This window comes from Corallococcus sp. CA041A (assembly GCF_003612075.1).
In the GTDB taxonomy this organism is placed as follows: domain Bacteria; phylum Myxococcota; class Myxococcia; order Myxococcales; family Myxococcaceae; genus Corallococcus; species Corallococcus exiguus.
In genome coordinates this window covers 13218-31036 of sequence record NZ_RAWF01000049.1, presented here as the reverse complement: position 1 = coordinate 31036, position 17819 = coordinate 13218, and the positions used below count along the sequence as shown (strand labels likewise).

Annotated in this window: 21 protein-coding genes; all 21 read left to right on the top strand. The window is 70.9% G+C overall.

The window, feature by feature from the left end; translation table 11 throughout:
* Positions 1-21: 21 nt before the first annotated feature.
* The 21 genes from rpmF to D7V77_RS11330 all read left to right on the top strand — a co-directional run bounded on the left by rpmF (position 22) and on the right by D7V77_RS11330 (position 17808).
* Positions 22-210: a 50S ribosomal protein L32 gene (rpmF, locus tag D7V77_RS11430; protein ID WP_014395447.1), complete on the top strand. Its 189-nt coding sequence runs from the start codon at positions 22-24 to the stop codon at positions 208-210.
* Positions 211-230: 20 nt separating this feature from the next.
* The gene (plsX, locus tag D7V77_RS11425) at positions 231-1292 is read left to right on the top strand and encodes a phosphate acyltransferase PlsX (RefSeq protein WP_120576302.1); all 1062 of its coding nucleotides are present in this window, start codon (positions 231-233) and stop codon (positions 1290-1292) included.
* A 43-nt stretch (positions 1293-1335) separates the two neighbouring features.
* A complete protein-coding gene (locus tag D7V77_RS11420) occupies positions 1336-2337 on the top strand; it encodes a beta-ketoacyl-ACP synthase III (RefSeq protein ID WP_120576301.1) in 1002 nt (333 codons plus the stop codon).
* Positions 2338-2365: 28 nt separating this feature from the next.
* Complete coding sequence (gene fabD, locus D7V77_RS11415) at positions 2366-3304, top strand: ACP S-malonyltransferase (RefSeq protein ID WP_120576300.1); 939 nt, start codon at positions 2366-2368, stop codon at positions 3302-3304.
* Positions 3301-4050, top strand: coding sequence for a 3-oxoacyl-[acyl-carrier-protein] reductase (gene fabG, locus D7V77_RS11410; RefSeq protein WP_120576299.1), 750 nt, complete (start codon positions 3301-3303; stop codon positions 4048-4050). The genes fabD and fabG overlap by 4 nt, the downstream gene beginning before the upstream one ends.
* Before the next feature lie 105 nt (positions 4051-4155).
* The gene (gene acpP, locus D7V77_RS11405; RefSeq protein ID WP_014395452.1) at positions 4156-4404 is read left to right on the top strand and encodes an acyl carrier protein; all 249 of its coding nucleotides are present in this window, start codon (positions 4156-4158) and stop codon (positions 4402-4404) included.
* A gap of 86 nt (positions 4405-4490) precedes the next feature.
* Positions 4491-5747: a beta-ketoacyl-ACP synthase II gene (gene fabF / locus D7V77_RS11400; RefSeq protein WP_120576298.1), complete on the top strand. Its 1257-nt coding sequence runs from the start codon at positions 4491-4493 to the stop codon at positions 5745-5747.
* 103 nt (positions 5748-5850) lie between these two features.
* Positions 5851-6297, top strand: a complete 447-nt coding sequence (gene rpiB, locus D7V77_RS11395; RefSeq protein WP_120576297.1) for a ribose 5-phosphate isomerase B — start codon at positions 5851-5853, stop codon at positions 6295-6297.
* Between the two features lie 57 nt (positions 6298-6354).
* Positions 6355-7611: a serine hydroxymethyltransferase gene (gene glyA / locus D7V77_RS11390; protein WP_120576296.1), complete on the top strand. Its 1257-nt coding sequence runs from the start codon at positions 6355-6357 to the stop codon at positions 7609-7611.
* A 7-nt stretch (positions 7612-7618) separates the two neighbouring features.
* Complete coding sequence (nrdR, locus tag D7V77_RS11385) at positions 7619-8122, top strand: transcriptional regulator NrdR (protein ID WP_120576295.1); 504 nt, start codon at positions 7619-7621, stop codon at positions 8120-8122.
* Positions 8123-8132: 10 nt separating this feature from the next.
* Complete coding sequence (gene ribD, locus D7V77_RS11380) at positions 8133-9296, top strand: bifunctional diaminohydroxyphosphoribosylaminopyrimidine deaminase/5-amino-6-(5-phosphoribosylamino)uracil reductase RibD (protein ID WP_120576294.1); 1164 nt, start codon at positions 8133-8135, stop codon at positions 9294-9296.
* A 40-nt stretch (positions 9297-9336) separates the two neighbouring features.
* Positions 9337-10002: a riboflavin synthase gene (locus D7V77_RS11375; RefSeq protein ID WP_120576293.1), complete on the top strand. Its 666-nt coding sequence runs from the start codon at positions 9337-9339 to the stop codon at positions 10000-10002.
* A gap of 27 nt (positions 10003-10029) precedes the next feature.
* Complete coding sequence (gene ribE / locus D7V77_RS11370; RefSeq protein ID WP_120576292.1) at positions 10030-10530, top strand: 6,7-dimethyl-8-ribityllumazine synthase; 501 nt, start codon at positions 10030-10032, stop codon at positions 10528-10530.
* Positions 10531-10535: 5 nt separating this feature from the next.
* Positions 10536-10961, top strand: a complete 426-nt coding sequence (nusB, locus tag D7V77_RS11365) for a transcription antitermination factor NusB (protein WP_120576291.1) — start codon at positions 10536-10538, stop codon at positions 10959-10961.
* Positions 10958-11449 (top strand): M17 family peptidase N-terminal domain-containing protein, encoded by a 492-nt coding sequence (locus D7V77_RS11360; protein ID WP_120576290.1) that lies wholly within the window; start codon positions 10958-10960, stop codon positions 11447-11449. Before nusB ends, D7V77_RS11360 begins: the two co-directional genes overlap by 4 nt.
* 54 nt (positions 11450-11503) lie before the next feature.
* On the top strand, positions 11504-11878 hold the full coding sequence (locus tag D7V77_RS11355; protein ID WP_120567722.1) for a response regulator: 375 nt from the start codon (positions 11504-11506) through the stop codon (positions 11876-11878).
* On the top strand, positions 11875-14106 hold the full coding sequence (locus tag D7V77_RS11350; RefSeq protein WP_120576289.1) for a chemotaxis protein CheA: 2232 nt from the start codon (positions 11875-11877) through the stop codon (positions 14104-14106). Before D7V77_RS11355 ends, D7V77_RS11350 begins: the two co-directional genes overlap by 4 nt.
* 34 nt (positions 14107-14140) lie before the next feature.
* Positions 14141-14704 (top strand): chemotaxis protein CheW, encoded by a 564-nt coding sequence (locus D7V77_RS11345; protein WP_120576288.1) that lies wholly within the window; start codon positions 14141-14143, stop codon positions 14702-14704.
* On the top strand, positions 14701-15222 hold the full coding sequence (locus D7V77_RS11340) for a chemotaxis protein CheW (protein WP_120576287.1): 522 nt from the start codon (positions 14701-14703) through the stop codon (positions 15220-15222). Before D7V77_RS11345 ends, D7V77_RS11340 begins: the two co-directional genes overlap by 4 nt.
* Positions 15223-15267: 45 nt before the next feature.
* Positions 15268-15657 carry a hypothetical protein gene (locus D7V77_RS11335; protein ID WP_120576286.1) on the top strand — a complete coding sequence of 130 codons (390 nt, stop codon included), beginning with the start codon at positions 15268-15270 and terminating at the stop codon, positions 15655-15657.
* A gap of 159 nt (positions 15658-15816) precedes the next feature.
* Positions 15817-17808, top strand: a complete 1992-nt coding sequence (locus D7V77_RS11330) for a HEAT repeat domain-containing protein (RefSeq protein ID WP_120576285.1) — start codon at positions 15817-15819, stop codon at positions 17806-17808.
* Positions 17809-17819 lie beyond the last annotated feature (11 nt).

Genomic DNA, 17819 nt, shown 5'->3' with positions numbered 1-17819 from the left:
GGTCCGATGCCGAGGTGAGCCGTGGGAGTTCCCAAGAAGCGGACGTCGAAGATGCGCCGGGACCGTCGTCGGGCCGGCAACAACAACCTGCGGACCCCCGTGCAGGTCATCAAGTGCTCCAAGTGCAAGGAGCCCGTGATGCCGCACCGCGCCTGCGCGGCCTGTGGCAACTACGGTGGCCGTGAAGTCATCGCGACCGCCGCGGAGTAGTTGAAAGCGGAAGGCTGCCGGTGCGGCTCGTCCTCGACGCGATGGGTGGCGACCACGCCCCCGACGCCGTCGTGGACGGGGGCGTGCTGTTCGCGCGAGCGTATCCCGGGCACGAACTCGTGCTGGTCGGGGACGCCACGCGTGTACGCCCTGTCCTGGAGCGCGCCGGCTCGCCTCCCAACATCCACCTCCACCACGCGTCCGAAGTGGTGGAGATGGACGACCCCGCGACCGCCGCGTTCCGGCGCAAGCGGGACTCCTCGCTCCGGGTGGGCTTCGAGCTCGTCCGGCAAGGGGAGGCGTCCGCCCTCGTGTCGGCGGGCAACTCCGGCGCGGTGATGGCCGGTGGCATGTTGACGCTCGGCCGGATTCCCGGCGTGGAGCGTCCGGCCATCGCGGCCCTGTTTCCGGCCTTGAAGGGCGAAGGCCGCTGCCTGCTGCTGGACGCGGGCGCCAACGTGGACTGCCGTCCCTCGCACCTGGCCCAGTTCGCCGTGCTCGGCGAGGCCTATTCGCGCACCCGCCTGGGCGTGAAGCGTCCCCGGGTGGCGGTGCTCTCCAACGGCGAAGAGGAATCCAAGGGCACGCAGCTCACGCGGGACGTCAGCGCGCTGCTGCGCCGCTCGGACCTGGAGTTCGTGGGCTACGTGGAGGGCAAGGACCTGTTCTCCGGAGACGTGGAGGTCGTCGTGACGGACGGCTTCACCGGCAACATCGTCCTCAAGACCTCCGAGGGCGTGGGCATGGGCATCACCGGACTCCTGCGCTCCGCCATCGAGAAGCGCGGCGGCCTGCCGGAGAAGCTGGGCGCGCTCCTGCTCAAGCCCACCCTGCTGGGGCTGCGCCGCGTCATGGACTACGCCGAATACGGCGGCGCGCCGCTCCTGGGCCTCCAGGGAGTGGGCATCGTCGCGCACGGCCGCTCCTCTCCCCGCGCCATCCACAACGCGCTCGTCACCGCGCTGCAGCATGTGCGCGCGGGCGTGCAGGAAGAGCTGACGCGCTGCATTGCCAACGCCGCCGCCTGGCTTCCTCCCCACCAGCGGGGAAGGAAGGCGGACGGGGACGAAGGGGCCGATTAGAGCGCGCCGGCCATGCGTTGGACTCCGACGACTCGGAGGCCTCTTGGCACGCACGCACATCATCGGAACGGGTTCCTATGCTCCCGCGCAGGTCCTGACCAATCAGGACCTGGAGCGCCTGGTGGACACCAGCGACACGTGGATCCGCGAGCGCACCGGCATCCAGGAGCGCAGGCAGGCCGCCCCCGATGAGGCGACGAGCGACCTGGCGGTGAACGCCTCCCGTCACGCGCTGGAGATGGCGGGCGTGGCGCCCGGCGACCTGGACCTCATCATCGTGGGAACCGTCACCGCGGACATGCCCATGCCTTCGTGCGCCGCGCTGGTGCAGTCGAAGCTGGGTGCGAAGCGCGCCTTCGCCTTCGACGTGTCCGCCGCGTGCGCGGGTGGGCTGTATGCGCTGAGCGTGGCGGACCAGTTCGTGCGCTCGGGCCAGGTGAAGCGCGCGCTCGTCGTGGGCGCGGACCTGCTCACCCGCGCGGTGGATTGGACGGACCGCAACACCTGCGTCCTCTTCGGGGACGGTGCGGGCGCCCTGGTGTTGGCGGCGGAACAGGACGCGGACGAAGACGCCATGGCGCCGCGCGGCATCCTCTCCACCCATCTGCGCACCGACGGCGACCTCGCGAACCTGCTCTGCATCCCTGCCGGTGGCTCGCGTACCCCCGTCACCGCGGACAACGTGGATGCAAATCTTCACAAGCTCAAGATGAACGGGAAGGAAGTGTTCCGCTTCGCGGTGCGCGCGTTGGTGGAATCCACCCAGACGTCCTTGGGGGCCCACGGGATGGATACGACGCAGGTGGACCACGTCATCGCCCATCAGGCGAACCTGCGAATCCTGGAAGCCGTGATGGAGCGGCTGGAGATTCCCAAGGAAAAATGCTGGCTCAACCTGCACAAGTACGGCAACACGTCGTCCGCCTCGCTGCCCATGTCGCTGGACGAGGCGCAGCGCGCCGGCCGCCTCAAGCGCGGCGACGTCATCGCGATGATGGCCATTGGCGCGGGGATGGCGTGGGGCAGCGCGGTGGTGCGCTGGTAGGCAGGACGACACAAGGAAGGACCGCAACATGGCGAAGGTCGCGTTCGTGTTTCCCGGGCAGGGCAGTCAGGCCGTGGGGATGGGCAAGGACCTCTACGAGCAGTTCCCTGAAGCGCGGGCCGTCTTCGACGCCGTGGACGACGCGCTGCACGAGAAGCTCTCCACCTCCTGCTTCGAGGGCCCGGAAGACGCGCTGAAGCTCACCGCCAATACCCAGCCGGCCATCCTCACGGTGTCGGCCGCGGTTCACGCGGTGTTCCAGAAGCGCGGCCCGGCCCCCGCGTTCGTCGCGGGCCACTCGCTGGGCGAGTACTCCGCGCTGGTGGCCGCGGGCGCCATGAACCTCCAGGACGCGGCGCGGGCGGTGCGCGCGCGCGGCACCTTCATGCAGGAGGCGGTGCCCGTGGGCACGGGCGGCATGGCCGTCATCCTGGGCCTCACCCCGGACGCGGTGAAGGCCGCCTGCGACGCGGCGGCGGAAGGGCAGGTCGTCTCCCCGGCCAACTACAACTCGCCCGAGCAGACGGTCATCGCGGGCCACGCGGCCGCGGTGGAGCGCGCCGGCGCGAAGTGCAAGGAGGCCGGGGCCAAGCGCGTCATGCCGCTGCCCGTCTCCGCGCCCTTCCACTGCGCGCTGATGGACCCCGTGAAGCCGCGCCTGGCGGAGGTGCTGGCGGGCGTGCGCATCCTGGCGCCGTCCGTGCCGGTGGTGAGCAACGTGGAGGCGAAGCCCAACGCGGACGCGTCCCGCGTGGTGCCGCTGCTGCTGGAGCAGGTGAGCTCGCCAGTGCGTTGGATTGAGTGCGTGGAGTCGCTGAAGGCGAACGGCGTCACGCACGTGGTGGAGCTGGGGCCGGGCAAGGTGCTGGGCGGACTCATCAAGCGCATCACCAAGGACATCGAATCGTTCAACGTCGAGAACGCCGCGACCCTGGAGAAGGTGCTCGCCGCGTTGGGGGCAGCATGAGCGGCTTCAAGGACAAGGTGGTGCTGGTGACGGGCGGCTCGCGCGGCATCGGCCGGGCGTGCGCGCAGGCCTTCGCGAAGGCGGGCGCGTCCACCGTGGTCATCAGCTACGTGGGCAACGAGGCCGCCGCGCAGGAGACGGTGGGCCTGCTCCAGCAGGCGGGCGCGAAGGCGGAGGCCGTGCGGTTCGACCTGGCGGACACCGCCGCGTGCGCGGGCGCCATCGACGGCGTCATCAAGGCGCACGGCCGGCTGGACGTGCTGGTGAACAACGCGGGCATGGCCATTGACGGTCTGGTGATGCGCGTCAAGGACGAGGACTGGGACCGGCAGATGGACACCAACCTCCGGGGCGCCTTCGCGCTCATCCGCGCCGCCAGCCGGCCCATGATGAAGCAGCGCTCCGGCGCCATCATCAACATCACCTCGGTCGTGGGGGAGATGGGCAACCCGGGGCAGGCGGCCTACTCGGCGGCCAAGGCGGGGCTCATCGGCCTGACCAAGTCCGTGGCCAAGGAGCTGGCCAGCCGGAGCGTCCGCGTCAATGCCGTGTCCCCCGGGTTCATCGGGACCGACATGACGTCGCACCTGGACGACGAGCTGCGCCAGAAGATGGTGGGCGGCATCGCGCTCGGCCGCCTGGGCAACCCGGAGGAGGTCGCCGGGGCCGTGGTATTCCTCGCGAGTGATGCGGCGTCCTACATCACCGGCGAGGTCCTGAAGGTCAACGGCGGCATGTACATGTAAGCCAAGGTTGGATTGCCGCCGGGCGTGGGATATACCGCGCCCGCCTTGAAGACGGCCCGCGACTGAAACGGCGGGCCCCATATTGAGCTGGAGGGTTCTGCACGTATGTCCACCACCGCAACCGACGTGGAAACCAAGATCAAGTCCATCATCGCCGACCAGCTCGGTGTGGGTGAGGATGAGATCAAGCCCGAGTCGTCCTTCATCGAAGACCTGGGCGCGGACAGCCTCGACATCGTCGAGCTGGTCATGGCGATGGAAGAGGAGTTCGAGGTCGAGATTCCGGATGACGAGGCGGAGAACATCAAGACCGTCGGCGACGCCGTGAACTACGTGAAGACCCACAAGAAGTAGGCAGTCGCGACACCCGGAAGTCCGGGGCCTGGGGGAGCGTCCTCACCGGCGCTTCCACGCCCCATCGCGGTCAGCGGAGAAGAACAGTGTCAAACCGTCGAGTCGTCATCACCGGAACCGGCATCATTTCTGCGCTGGGCACCGGCACCGAGAAGAACTGGCAGGCGATGCTGGCCGGTCAATCCGGTATCAGCACGATCACCCGTTTCGACCTGGGGAAGCTCGACGCGCGAATCGCGGGCGAGGTGAAGGACTTCCAGCCCGAGCAGTTCATCGACAGGCGCGAAGTGCGCCGGATGGACCTGTTCGCCCAGTACGCGATGGCCGCGGCCGACATGGCGGTGAAGGAGTCTGGCCTGCCCATCGGCCCGGACGCGCCCCATGGCTACCAGCCGGAGCGCGTGGGCGTCATCGTGGGCTCCGGCATCGGCGGCATCTCCTCCCTGGAGGAGCAGCACCGCAAGGGGCTGGAGAAGGGGTTCGACCGGCTGTCGCCCTTCTTCATCATCCAGATGATCATCAACATGGCGCCTGGGCTCATCTCCATGCGCTACAACTGCAAGGGCCCCAACTGGTCCCCGGTGTCGGCGTGCGCCACCAGCGCGCACGCCATCGGCGAGGCCTGGAAGTCCATCCGCCTGGGTGAGACGGACGCGGCCATCGCGGGCGGCGCGGAAGCGGCCATCACGCCCCTGGGCATGGGCGGCTTCTCCGTGATGAAGGCCCTGTCCACGCGCAACGACGACCCGGCGCGCGCCAGCCGTCCCTTCGACAAGGAGCGCGACGGCTTCGTGATGGGCGAGGGCGCGGGCATCGTCATCCTGGAGGAGATGGAGGCCGCGAAGAAGCGCGGCGCCAACATCCTGGCGGAGGTGGTGGGGTACGGCGCCAACTCGGACGCGTACCACGTCACCCAGCCTGCCCCGGAGGGCGAGGGCGCGGCGCGCTGCATGCGCCTGGCGCTGGCGTCCGCGGGCATGCGGCCGGACCAGGTGGGCTACGTCAACGCCCACGGCACGTCCACGCCGTTCAACGACGCGAACGAGACCAAGGCCCTGAAGGCCGTGTTCGGCGACCACGCGCGCAAGCTGGCGGTGTCGTCCACCAAGTCCATGACGGGCCACATGCTCGGCGCGGCGGGTGGCGCGGAGGCGGTGGTGAGCGTGCAGGTGCTCACCAAGAACGTGCTGCCGCCCACCATCAACATGACATCTCCGGACCCGGACTGCGACCTGGACTACGTGCCCAACACGGCGCGCGACGCCCGTGTCGACGCGGTGATGAGCAACTCGTTCGGCTTCGGCGGCACCAACGCGGTCCTGGTGTTCAAGCGCTTCGCCTGACGGCCATCCGGCCCGCTGCTCCCGGTGACGGGCAGCGGCGGGCAGGGGCCCTCCTTCCCGGCCCCGCCCTCACGGCGCGGGCCCCGCCTTCCGGAGTCCGGCCGTGAAAGTCATCCTCGCCTCCGACCATGCGGGCATCGAGCTGCGCCAGGAACTGGTGGCGCTCCTGAAGGAGCGCGGCGCCGACTTCCAGGACCTGGGCCCCCAGACGCGCGAGTCCGTGGACTACCCGGACTTCGCCTCGCAGGTGGCGCGCGCGGTGGTGGCGGAAGAGGGCACGCTGGGCGTGCTGGTGTGCGGCACCGGCATCGGGATGAGCATCGTGGCCAACAAGCACCGGGGCATCCGGGCGGCCCTGTGCACCACCGAGTTCGAGGCGCGGATGACCCGCGCGCACAACGACGCCAACGTGTTGTGCCTGGGCCAGCGCGTGGTGGGCGCGGGCGTGGCGCGCGGCATCCTGGAGGCCTTCCTCTCCACCGCCTTCGAGGGCGGCCGCCACGAGAAGCGCGTCCAGAAGATTCGCGACGTCGAGGCCCAGCAGCGCTGAGGGCTGTGAGGCGTCCCTTCGCAGTCCCCTTCGTTCGTACGCCAGGAGGCAACCCCCATGGAGAACACCCGCACGCTGTCCCAGGTGGATCCTGAAATCGCCCAGGTGCTCCGGCACGAGACGGAGCGTCAGGAGGAGGGGCTGGAGCTCATCGCCTCGGAGAACTTCGTCAGCCCCGCGGTGCTGGAGGCGGTGGGCTCCGTGCTCACCAACAAGTACGCGGAAGGCTACCCCGGCAAGCGCTACTACGGCGGCTGCGAGGTGGTGGACGTGGCGGAGAACCTGGCCATCGCGCGCGCGAAGGAGCTGTTCGGCGCGGACGCGGTGAACGTGCAGGCGCACTCCGGCAGCCAGGCCAACATGGGCGCCTTCATGGCGCTGATGAAGCCGGGTGAGACGATGCTGTCCCTGGACCTGAACTCCGGCGGCCACCTCACCCACGGCGCGGCGTTCAACTTCTCCGGCAAGCTCTACAAGGTCGTCCACTACGGCCTGTCCCGCGACACGGAGACCATCGACTTCGCGCAGGTGGAGTCGCTGGCCCTGGAGCACAAGCCCAAGGTGCTGGTGGTGGGCGCGAGCGCGTACCCGCGCACGCTCGACTTCGCGAAGTTCCGGGAGATCGCCGACAAGGTGGGCGCCGCCATGCTGGTGGACATGGCCCACATCGCGGGCCTGGTGGCCGCGGGCGTGCACCCGTCGCCGGTGCCCTTCGCTGAAATCGTCACGACGACGACGCACAAGACGCTGCGCGGTCCTCGCGGCGGCATGGTGCTCAGCCGTGAGGCCTTCGCGAAGACCATCAACAGCCAGATCTTCCCCGGCATCCAGGGCGGCCCGCTGATGCACGCCATCGCGGGCAAGGCGGTGGCCTTCAAGGAAGCGCTGTCGCCGGAGTTCAAGACGTACCAGAAGCAGATTGTCGCCAACGCGCAGGCGCTGGCGGAGGCGTTGAAGTCCGCGGGCCTGCGGCTGTGCTCGGGCGGCACGGACAACCACCTGATGCTGGTGGACCTGCGCGCCAAGAAGCTCACCGGCAAGGTGGCCGAGGACGTGCTGGGCAAGGCGGGCATCACGGTCAACAAGAACATGATCCCCTTCGACCCGGAGAAGCCCACGACGACCTCTGGCGTCCGGGTGGGCACCCCGGCCATCACCACGCGCGGCATGCGCGAGGCGGAGATGGCGGTGGTGGGCCGGCTCATCGGCCAGGCGCTGGACGCCGCGCAGGACGACGCGGCGCTCGCGCGGGTCAAGGGGCAGGTGAAGGAGTTGGCGCAGGGCTTCCCGCTGTACGCCTCGCGGTTGAAGTAGCCCGCCCGTGCGCTGCCCCTTCTGTCAGGACCCGGAGAACAAGGTCATCGACTCGCGAGAGTCGCACGAGGGCTCCGTCATCCGGCGGCGCCGCGAGTGCCTGGTCTGCAAGCGCCGCTTCACCACGTACGAGCGGGTGGAGGAGCTCTACCCGCTCATCGTGAAGAAGGACGGGCGCCGCGAGGCCTTCGACCGCGAGAAGATGCTCAACGGCCTGAAGAAGGCGTGTGAGAAGCGCCCGGTGTCCGCCGCGCAGCTGGAGGCGACGGTGGAGGACATCGAGCGGCTGCTCCAGGGGATGGGGGAGAAGGAGGTTCCCTCCTCATCCATTGGCGAGCACGTGATGCGGCGGTTACAGCAACTGGACGAGGTGGCGTACGTTCGCTTCGCGTCCGTGTACCGAAGCTTCCGGGACATCTCCGAGTTCATGCACGAGCTGAAGGACCTGCTCGAGGACCAGGAGCGTGAGCGCAAGGCGAAGCCGCCTGTGACTCCGCCCAAGGACGGTTAGGAAGGGCGGTATGCGCTTGCTCACGAGGTCACGGTTGCAGGCGGTGAAGACGCCCCGCTCCAAGCGCGCGGCGGACTTCGACCACGCGGTGGCCGAGTTCTTCATGCGCATCGCCCTGGAAGAAGCCGCCAAGGGCCTGGGCCGCACCAGCCCCAACCCCGTCGTGGGGGCGGTGCTGGTGAAGGGCGGACGCATCATCGCGCGCGGCCACCACAAGAAGGCCGGCACGGCGCACGCGGAAGTCGTCGCGCTGGAGGCCGCGGGCTCCAAGGCGCGCGGCGCGGACCTCTACACGACGCTGGAGCCGTGCGACCACTACGGGCGCACCCCGCCGTGCAGCCTGGCGGTGCTGGAGGCCGGCGTGCGGCGCGTGTTCAGCGCGTCCTCGGACCCGAATCCGCTCGTCAGCGGCAAGGGGCTCAACCGGCTCAAGCGCGGCGGCGTGGCGGTGGTGACGCACGTCCTCAAGGATGAAGCGGACGCGCTCAACCGGCCCTTCTTCAAGATGATGCGCACGGGCCTGCCGTGGGTGACGCTCAAGGCCGCGGTGACGCTGGATGGGAAGATCGCCGCGCCGTCTGGAGACTCGCGCTGGGTGACGGGCGAGGCTTCGCGCGCGTGGGTGCACCGGCTGCGCAACCAGGTGGACGCCATCCTCGTGGGCGCCAACACCGTGCGCATGGATGACCCGCAGCTCACCACGCGGCTGCCGGGCGGCGGGGGCAAGGACCCGGTGCGCGTGGTGGTGGACTCGCACCTCAAGCTGTCTCCGGGGCACACCGTCTTCACGCAGCGCAGCCCTGCGCGCACCGTCATCGCCACGCTGGAGGACCCGGAGGGACGGCGCGCCCGGCGCTTCCTGGCCCAGGGCGTGGAGGTGTGGAACGTGCGCGCGAAGCAGGACCGCGTGGACCTGAAGGCGGTGCTGAAGCGCGTGAAGAAGGAAGGGCTCAACCACGTGCTCGTGGAGGGCGGCGCGGGCCTGTACGGCACGCTGCTTCGCGAGCACCTGGCGGATGCGCTCGCCCTGTTCCTCGCTCCCAAGCTGGTGGGGGCCGGGGGCCTGTCGTGGGCGGGCGAGCTGGGCGTGAAGGACATGGCCCACGCCCTGGCCGTGAAGGACCTGACGATGGAGAAGGTGGGGGACGACGTCCTCCTGCGCGCGCTGCTCTGAAGGCCAGCGCCCGGACAGGGCATCCGTTAAGGTTCCGGCCATGTTCACCGGACTCATCCAGGACACTGGCACCGTCACCCGCGTCACCACCGGCGCGATGACCGACTTCTGGATTCGCACCTCGCTGGGCGCGGAGGCCTTCGCCCTGGGGGAATCCATCGCCGTGGACGGCGCCTGCCTCACCGTCGTGGAGAAGGGCGGGGACACCTTCCGCGTGCAGGCGGCCCCGGAGACGCTGCGGCGCACCACCCTGGGGGCCCGGAAGACGGGCGACAAGGTGAACCTGGAGCGGGCGCTCGCCCTGGGGGACCGGCTGGGCGGACACCTGGTGTCGGGCCACGTGGACGCCGTCAGTGAAGTGCTGGAGACGTTCGCGGAGGGCGGCTCGTGGGTGATGGTGTTCCGGCTGCCCCCGGAGCTGGCGCCCTGCTTCATCGAGAAGGGCTCCGTCACCATCGACGGCATCAGCCTCACGGTGAACGCGGTGGAGACGGACCGCTTCCGGGTGCAGCTGATTCCGGAGACGCAGGAGCGCACCACCCTGCACGGCAAGGGGCCTGGGGCCCGGGTGAACCTGGAGGGCGACCTCATTGGCAAGTACGTGGCCCGGCTGTACGCCCTCCGGGGCGCCCCGGAGGCCGCCGCCCAGGGAGCGGGGCTGACGGAGGCGGTGGTGCGGGCCGCGGGTTTCAGCCCTCGCGGGTAGGGGCTCGGGTGGTGTAAGGAGCGCGCCATGCCTCGCTACTTCGAAGGGGATTTCCTCCCCCCCCAGGGCCGGTTCGCCATCTGCGTGTCCCGGTTCAACAGCTTCATCACGGAGGAGCTCTTGAAGGGCGCCGTGGACACCCTGGTGCGCCATGGCGTGAAGGACGACGCCATCGACGTGTACCGCTGCCCCGGCACCTATGAGCTGCCCGGCGTCACCCGCCGCGTGTCGGAGGGTGGCCAGTACGCGGGCATCATCGTCCTGGGCGCGGTGATTCGCGGCGGCACCCCCCACTTCGACTACGTGGCTGGCGAGTGCGCCAAGGGCATTGGTTCGGTGGCGTTCAGCGCCGCGGCGGGCCCCCGGCCTGCGGCGGTGACGTTCGGCGTCCTCACGTGCGATACCGTGGAGCAGGCCATCGACCGGGCGGGCGTGAAGGCGGGCAACAAGGGCGCGGAGGCCACGCTGGCCTGCATCGAGATGGTCAACCTCTTCGCGCGGATGTCCGGCGCGGAGCGAAAGGGATAACCGCGATGGGCGCGCGCAGAACGGCACGAGAGCGGGCGCTGCAGGCGCTCTACAAGTTGGAGATGACCCAGGGCGCCACCACGCGGGAGGCCCTGGACGCGGCGTGGGCCGCCTCCTCGGAGGACGGTACGCCGGAGCCGGACGCGGTGAAGTTCGCCAAGGAGATCGTGGAGGGCGTGGAGGCCCACCGCGAGGAGATTGACGGGCTCATCGAACGCCACAGCCACAACTGGCGCCTGGACCGCATGTCCCGTATCGACCGGAACGTGCTGCGGCTGGGCATCTTCGAGCTGAAGTACCGCCCGGACATCCCCCGCAAGGTGACCATCAACGAGGCGGTGGAGCTGGGGAAGAACTTCGGCAACGAGGAGTCGAGCGCCTTCGTCAACGGCCTCTTGGACCGCGTCGCGGTGGCGCTCGGGAAGCCGTGAGCCAGACGCAGACCCTGGACGTGGGCCTGGAGGGCCTGGACGCGCTGAACGGGGTGGACGCCCTCTGCCTCTTCGTGGCCGAGGACGACCGCCCCCTGCCGTCCTCCGCCGGCTACGTGGACTGGCGGCTGTGCGGCGCCCTGTCGCGCGTGCTCCAGGGTGGGTTCTTCACCGGCGTGAAGGACGACTGGCTCCTGTTGCCGTCGGACGGGAAGCTGACCGTGCCGCGCATCTTCGTGGTGGGGCTGGGCTCCCGGAAGCGCATGGACGCGGCCTCGCTGGGTGAGGCGCTGGCGGGCGCAGCGAAGGTCTTGAGCCGCGCGAAGGTGGAGTCCGTGGCCTTGGAGGTGCCTCAGGGGTCTTCCTTGAGCGACTCCGCTCGGGCGGAGGCGTACCAGCGGCAGTTCCTGCCCGCGTTCAAGGGGGGACGGGTGTCCCTCCTCGCGGACAAGGGCCTTGTCGGGTCGCTGTCATCCCGGAAGGGTTGACGCACAGCGGCCAGACAGGGGTTCTGCTAGCATCCGGCCCTTGAGGCGCGCGCGATGAAGTTCAAGGTGTTGATCGTCGAGGACTCCAAGGTGTCGCGCGAGCACATCGCCGCGACCGTGGAGGCCGTGGACGGCGTCGAGGCCGTCACCACCGCCAGCGGCTTCGAGGCGCTGAAGCTGCTGCCGCGTCAGCGCTTCGACCTGATCATCACCGACATCAACATGCCCGACATCAACGGGCTGGAACTCATCAACTTCGTCAAGAAGAACCCCAACTACCGGGACGTGCCGCTCATCATCGTCACCACCGAGGGGCGTGAGCAGGACCGTTCGCGGGGCATGGCGCTGGGCGCCGCTGGTTACCTGGTGAAGCCGTTCCAGCCGGCGGACCTGGAGGCGCTCCTGCGGCGCTTCCTGAAGCCGCTGTGACGCCTGGGGGCAAGGCGCTCGCGGAGTTCGTCGCCGAGGCCACCGAAATCCTGGATGCGCTGGGCCGCGACCTGCTGGCCCTGGACGAGGCGCGGGGCCTGGAGGCGGACCCCGAGCACATCAACGGCATCTTCCGCGCGGCGCACTCGCTCAAGGGCCTGTCGGGCCTCTTCGGCCAGGAGCGCATCACCCAGCTGGCGCACGCGGCGGAGGACCTGCTGGACCGGCTTCGGCTGGGCCGGCTGACGCTGGACGACCAGGTCCTGGACACGCTGGTGGACGCGCTGGACACGTTCCAGGCGCTGCTCGGAGAGGCGTCCCGGAGCGAGGAGGGCCCCGAGCTCTCCCAGCGCACCCGCGACATGGAGGACCGCATGGCGCGGCTGGGGTCGCCCCCGCCCGCCGTGGAAGAGGATCCGCTGGAGCGGCTGGAGCTGGACGCGACGGTGCGCGCCGTCTTCACCGAGTACGAGGAACACCGGCTGCGCGAGAACGTGCGGCGCGGGGTGGCGCTGTGGCGGGTGCGCGCGGCGTTCGACCTCACGGACTTCGACCAGGGACTCGCGGACCTGAACGCGCGCCTCAAGCCCCTGGGCGAGGTCATCAGCACGCTGCCCTCGTCGCGGCCGGGCGGCTCCACCGGCATCGCGTTCGATCTCATCTTCGGCGCGAAGGTGGGCGCGCAAGCGCTGGAGGACGGCCTCCGGGGCACGCCCGCGGAGCTGGCGCCGCTGTCCGTCCGGCCGCCGGAATCGGGCTCGACGGGGCCCGCGTTCGACATGCCTCGGCCACGCGATGCCGCGACCGTGCGCGAGGACGTCGAGGTGCTGCCTCCGGAGGACGAGGACGCGGAGGGGCCGGTGGAGACCCGAGGCCTCGCGACCGTGTCCGCGCACCCGGGAGCAAGCCCTCCGCGCATGCGGGCGGTGACGCCTCCGGCCACGGTGGTGGGGCTCCAGGCCGCCGCGTCCGCGCCCCTCACCGCGGGCCGCCCCAAGGCGGAAGAGACGTCCCTGCGCTCGCTCACGCAGACCGTGCGCGTGGACATCGGGCGGTTGGACGGGCTCATCAACATGGTGGGCGAGCTGCTGCTCATCAAGGCCAACCTCCAGCGGCTGGCGGAGACGTCCCGGCAGGACGGCACCGTCGCGCTGTCCAAGCTCTTTGGCCAGGAGCTGTCGCGGGAGACGCGGCAGCTGGAGCGCAAGCTGGAGGCGCTCCAGGAGGGGCTGCTCGAAGCGCGCATGGTCCCGGTGGGCCAGGTCTTCGACAAGCTGGCGCGGCTGGTGCGCAAGATTGCCCGCGAGGCCGGCAAGGAGATCGACTTCGTCAGCTCCGGCGGCGAGGTGGAGCTGGACAAGCTCATCGTGGAGGAGCTCAGCGACCCGCTGATGCACCTCATCCGCAACGCCATCGACCATGGCGCGGAGGGCCCGGAGTCGCGGCTGTCCGCGGGCAAGTCCCGGCGCGCGACGGTTCGGCTGCGCGCGGAGCAGAAGGGCAACCACGTCGTCATCAGCGTGTCCGACGACGGCTCGGGCATCGACGAGGTGCGCGTGCGCGAGGTGGCGCTGTCGCGCGGGCTCGTCACCCCGTCGCAGGTCAGTGAGATGACGCGGCGCGAGCTGCTCAACCTCATCTTCCTGCCGGGCTTCTCCACCCGCTCCAGCGTCAGCTCGCTCTCCGGAAGAGGCGTGGGCCTGGACGTGGTGAAGAACAACCTGGGCAACCTCTCCGGCATCATCGACGTGTGGAGCGAGCGCGGGAAGGGCACGGCCTTCCACCTGACGCTGCCGGTGACGCTGGCCATCGTGCGCGCGCTGGTGGTGGGCGTCAGCGGCCGCACCTACGCGGTGCCGCTCAACAGCGTGCTGGAAATCCTGTCCGTGCAGCCGCGCGACATCCGCACCGTGGAGCGGCGCGAGGTGTTGGACCTGCGCGGCCAGACGCTGCCCTTCCTGCGTCTGGGGCGCCTGTTCCACCTGCCGGAGCGCGAGGTGAGCCGCCACTTCGTCGTCGTGGTGGGCCTGGCGCAGCAGCGGCTGGGCATCGCGGTGGACGAGCTCTTCGGCCAGCAGGACATCGTCACCAAGCCCCTGGGCGGCCGGCTGAGCCGCGTGAAGGGCATCTCCGGCGCCACCGACCTGGGCAACCGCCGCACCGTCCTGGTGCTGGATGTCGCGGAACTCCTGGAAGAGGGCATCGCGCAGGAGCGGCGCCGCGCTTGAGGCGTCCACGCCGGGGGCTGCTATCCTCCCGGGCGTGTCCCGTTTCGAAGCCCTGCTCGACGCGTTCTTCTACCGTCCGGACGAGGACGTCGGCGGCCTGCTGGACTTCGCCGCGGGCAGTGACGACCTGGCGCAGCCTCTGCTGGAGGAGGAGCCCGTCGAGTACCTGGCCTTCCGCCTGGAGGCGGAGTGCTACGCGGTGCCCATCCTCGCGGTGAGGGAGATCTGCAAGGTGCCGCTGCTCACGGAGATTCCGCGCGCGGAGCCGCAGCTGTTGGGCGTGATGAACCTGCGCGGGGAGCTGTTGCCCGTCTACGACGTGAAGCTGCGGCTGCGGCTGGCGGACGTGCCGCCACTGGTGGCGGGGCCGGACGCGGGCCTGCCGCCCCGGGCCTCGCGCATCCTGGTGCTCAAGACGGAGGACGGGCCCGCGGGCGTATGGGTGGACTCGGTGGCGGGTGTGGTGCGGCTCAAGCCGTCCATGGTGGAGCTGTCGCCCGCGGGGCTGCGTGGAGACCGGGACTGCGTGGCGGGGTTGGGGCGCAAGGGCTCGCAGCTCTACATCCTGTTGGATCCGGAGCAGGCGCTCGCCCCATGACGGACCCCGTGAACCTGATGGTCCGCCGACCGCGCGGCGAGAAGACCTCCGAGACGCCCTCGGCCGAGGTGCAGCTGTGCGCCTTCTTCGTGGGCAACGAGGAGTACGTGCTGGACATCATGCGCGTGGAGGAGATCCTCCCGCCCCAGCGCGTGATTCCCATCCCGCACGCGCCCGCCTTCGTGGAGGGAGTGCTGCACCTGCGCGGCGCGATGCTGCCCGTGGTGGACCTGCGACGGCGCTTGCTGGGCGAGCCAGCGCAGGAGACGCGGCGCACGCGCCTGCTCGTGTGCCGTCTGGGAACGCGGCGCGTGGTGACGCGGGTGGACCGCGTGGCGGAGGTGCTGCGCGTGCGCCGGGCTGACATCAAGCCCGCGCCGGCGCTCATGGCCGGGGGGCGCACGCCGTTCGTGGTGGGCGTGTGCGGACCGCCGGAGCGGCTGCGGCTGCTCTTGGACTTGAAGGCGCTCCTGCGCGCGGAGCTGGAGCGCGACTCCCGCCCGCCGCCCGCTGGCTGAGCGCGCGTTTTCGGCGTGCGCATCCCGGCTTTAGGAGGGGGCCTCATGCGAGACCTGAGCGGGCACCGGAAGTCCCTGGGGTTCCTCTACCTGTTCGTGCACACGCTGATGCTGGCGGGCACGGGCGTGCTGGCGTACGTCACGGCCGCCCTGGGCTTCGTCGTCGCCGCCGGCAGGTCCGCCCCCGCGATGCCGGTGTGGGAGAACCCGCTCGTCCTCGCGATGGCGGGCATCTTCGTGGTGCTCCTGGCGGCGTCCATCGCAGGGCTCGCCCTGGGCCTGGGGCTCGTGCGCGGCCGCCCCGTCTCCAAGGGCCTGGCGACGTTGCTCGCCCTCGTGGCCCTGCCCACTTTTCCGCTAGGTACGGTGCTGGGCGTCTACTCGCTCTGGTTCTTCGGTCAGGAGGGCTGGGACTCGGAGCTCCAGGAGGCCTGAGCGCGCCGCGTGTGGCGAAGGGTGCGAAGGTGAACGTTTCCATCCGGCGCGGGGCTGCCCACCTGCGGTGGGAGCAGTCTCGTGGGACGCGACTCCCCCGGCGGCTTCGAGCAGGATGGAGCCAAACCGAGCAACACGAGCCCCGAAGGAGGACGGCGGATGAGCGACACGGTGCGGTCCCCCGCGGGGCAGGAAGAGGCGCGGTATCGGGCATTGCAGGCGGTGGATCCGCGTGCGCCCGGAGCCCTGGAGACCTTCACCACCGGTCTGCATGACGAGAGCTGGCGCGTGCGCCACGCGGCGGCGGAAGGACTGCGCCACGTGCCGGATGCGCGGAGCGTCACCGCGCGGCTCATCTCCGTCCTGGGCAAGCGCGGCGAGACGGGCGCGCGCAACGCGGCGGCCGAGGCGCTGGCCGGAATGGGCCCGGTGGCGATCCCGCCGCTGGTGCACCTGCTGGAGCACGAGGATCCGGATCAGCGGAAGCTGGCGGCGGACATCCTGGGCCAGCTGGGCCGTCCGGAGGTGGAGGACGTGCTCCTGCGCGCGCTCTCCGACGACGACCTCAACGTGCGCGTGGCGGCCGCGGAGGCGCTGGGCCGGATGGGCGGGGACGCCGCGGCGCGGGCGCTGGAAGGCCTGCTGGACGCGCCCACGCCCCTGTTGCGACTGGCCGCGCTGGAGGGGCTCGCGTCGCTCAAGCGCGCGCCCCCGTTGGTGCGGGTGCTGGCGCTGGTCGAGGACCCGGGGGTACAGCGCAGCGCCCTGCGGCTCCTCGGCCTGTACCCCCCGGGCGTGTCCACGGAGCGCATCTGCCGGGCGCTGGCGTCGCCAGTGCGCTCGGTGCGCGAGGCGGCGCTCGTCGCGCTGGGGAAGCAGGCCGTGGGGCTGGGCCCGTACGAGCGCGGTGAGCTGGATGCCGTGGCTCGCTCGGTGCTGAGCGGCATCCCGGGAGTGACGGCGCACGTGGCGCAGGCCCTGAACGGCGATGACGTCCGGGTGCGGGCCGGCGCGCTGGTGGCGGCCGGAGCGCTGGGCGAAGCGTCGCTCGCGGTGGCGGTGGCGGAGGTGGCGCGCGAGGACCGGCTGCTGCGCGAGGTGCTCTTCACGCTGGGCCAGCTGGGGCCGGAGGGCCGGCGCCTGCTGCTCGGGAGCATGGGCACGCTGTCGTTGCCCGCGCGCACGGTGGCTGCCGAGGCACTGGTGCTGCTGGTGGACTCGACGTCGGTGCCGGAGTTGTGCGCGCTCCTGGAGTGGGCGGAGGACGACCTGCGCGCGGTGGTGGTGCGCGCGCTGGGGCGCACGCACTCGCCGGACGCCGTGGCGCCGCTGGTGGAGCTGCTCTCGGACCCCGCGCTGTCGGGCATGGCGGCGCGAGCGCTGGAGCAGCTGACCGTGGCACACCCGCTGACGGCGCTGGCCGCGTTTGAGGCGGCGGTGGAGCAGCGCACGACGCCCGCGGCGGTGGCGGTGCTGGGCCGGTTGGGTGGAGCGCGGGTACTGCCCGTGCTGCGGCGGATTGCTCGCGATGAAGACGCTTCCTGGCGCGCGGCGGCGGTGGAGGCCGCGGGCCGGGCGGACGGCGAGGCCGGCATGGAGCTGGCGCGCGGCGCGCTGGCGGACGAGTCCCCCAAGGTGCGCATCGCCGCGGTGCGCTCCCTGGGGCAGCAGGGCGGTAGGGAGGCCGCGACGTTCCTGGGGCTCGCGCTGAAGGACGAGGACCGCGGTGTGCGAGTGGCCGCGGTGGAGGCCGTGGGCGTGGCGGGCGCGAAGGAGCGCTCGCCGGACCTGGAGGCCCTGGTGCGCCATGGCGACGGCGCGCTCGCGATGCTGGCGGTGCGCGCGCTGACGAAGCTGGGCACGGTGGGCGCGGGCGTGCTGTGGGACGCGCTCAGCCATCACGACGCGGAGGTGGTGAAGGCGGCGTTGGCGGCGCTGGGGTCGGCGGAGGCCTCGGCGGATGGGGCGGCGCTGGCGGTGTCGCTGCTGGGGCATCCCCGCTGGGACGTGCGTGCGACCGCGGCGCGCGTGCTGGGCGGGCTGGGGCGGCCGGAGTGCCTGCCCGCGCTCGAACAGGCGATGGCGGTGGAGCAGGACGCGCTGGCCCAGGTGGCGCTGGCGGAAGCGGTCGTCCGGTTGTCGGGGCGCTGAGGGGAGGACTT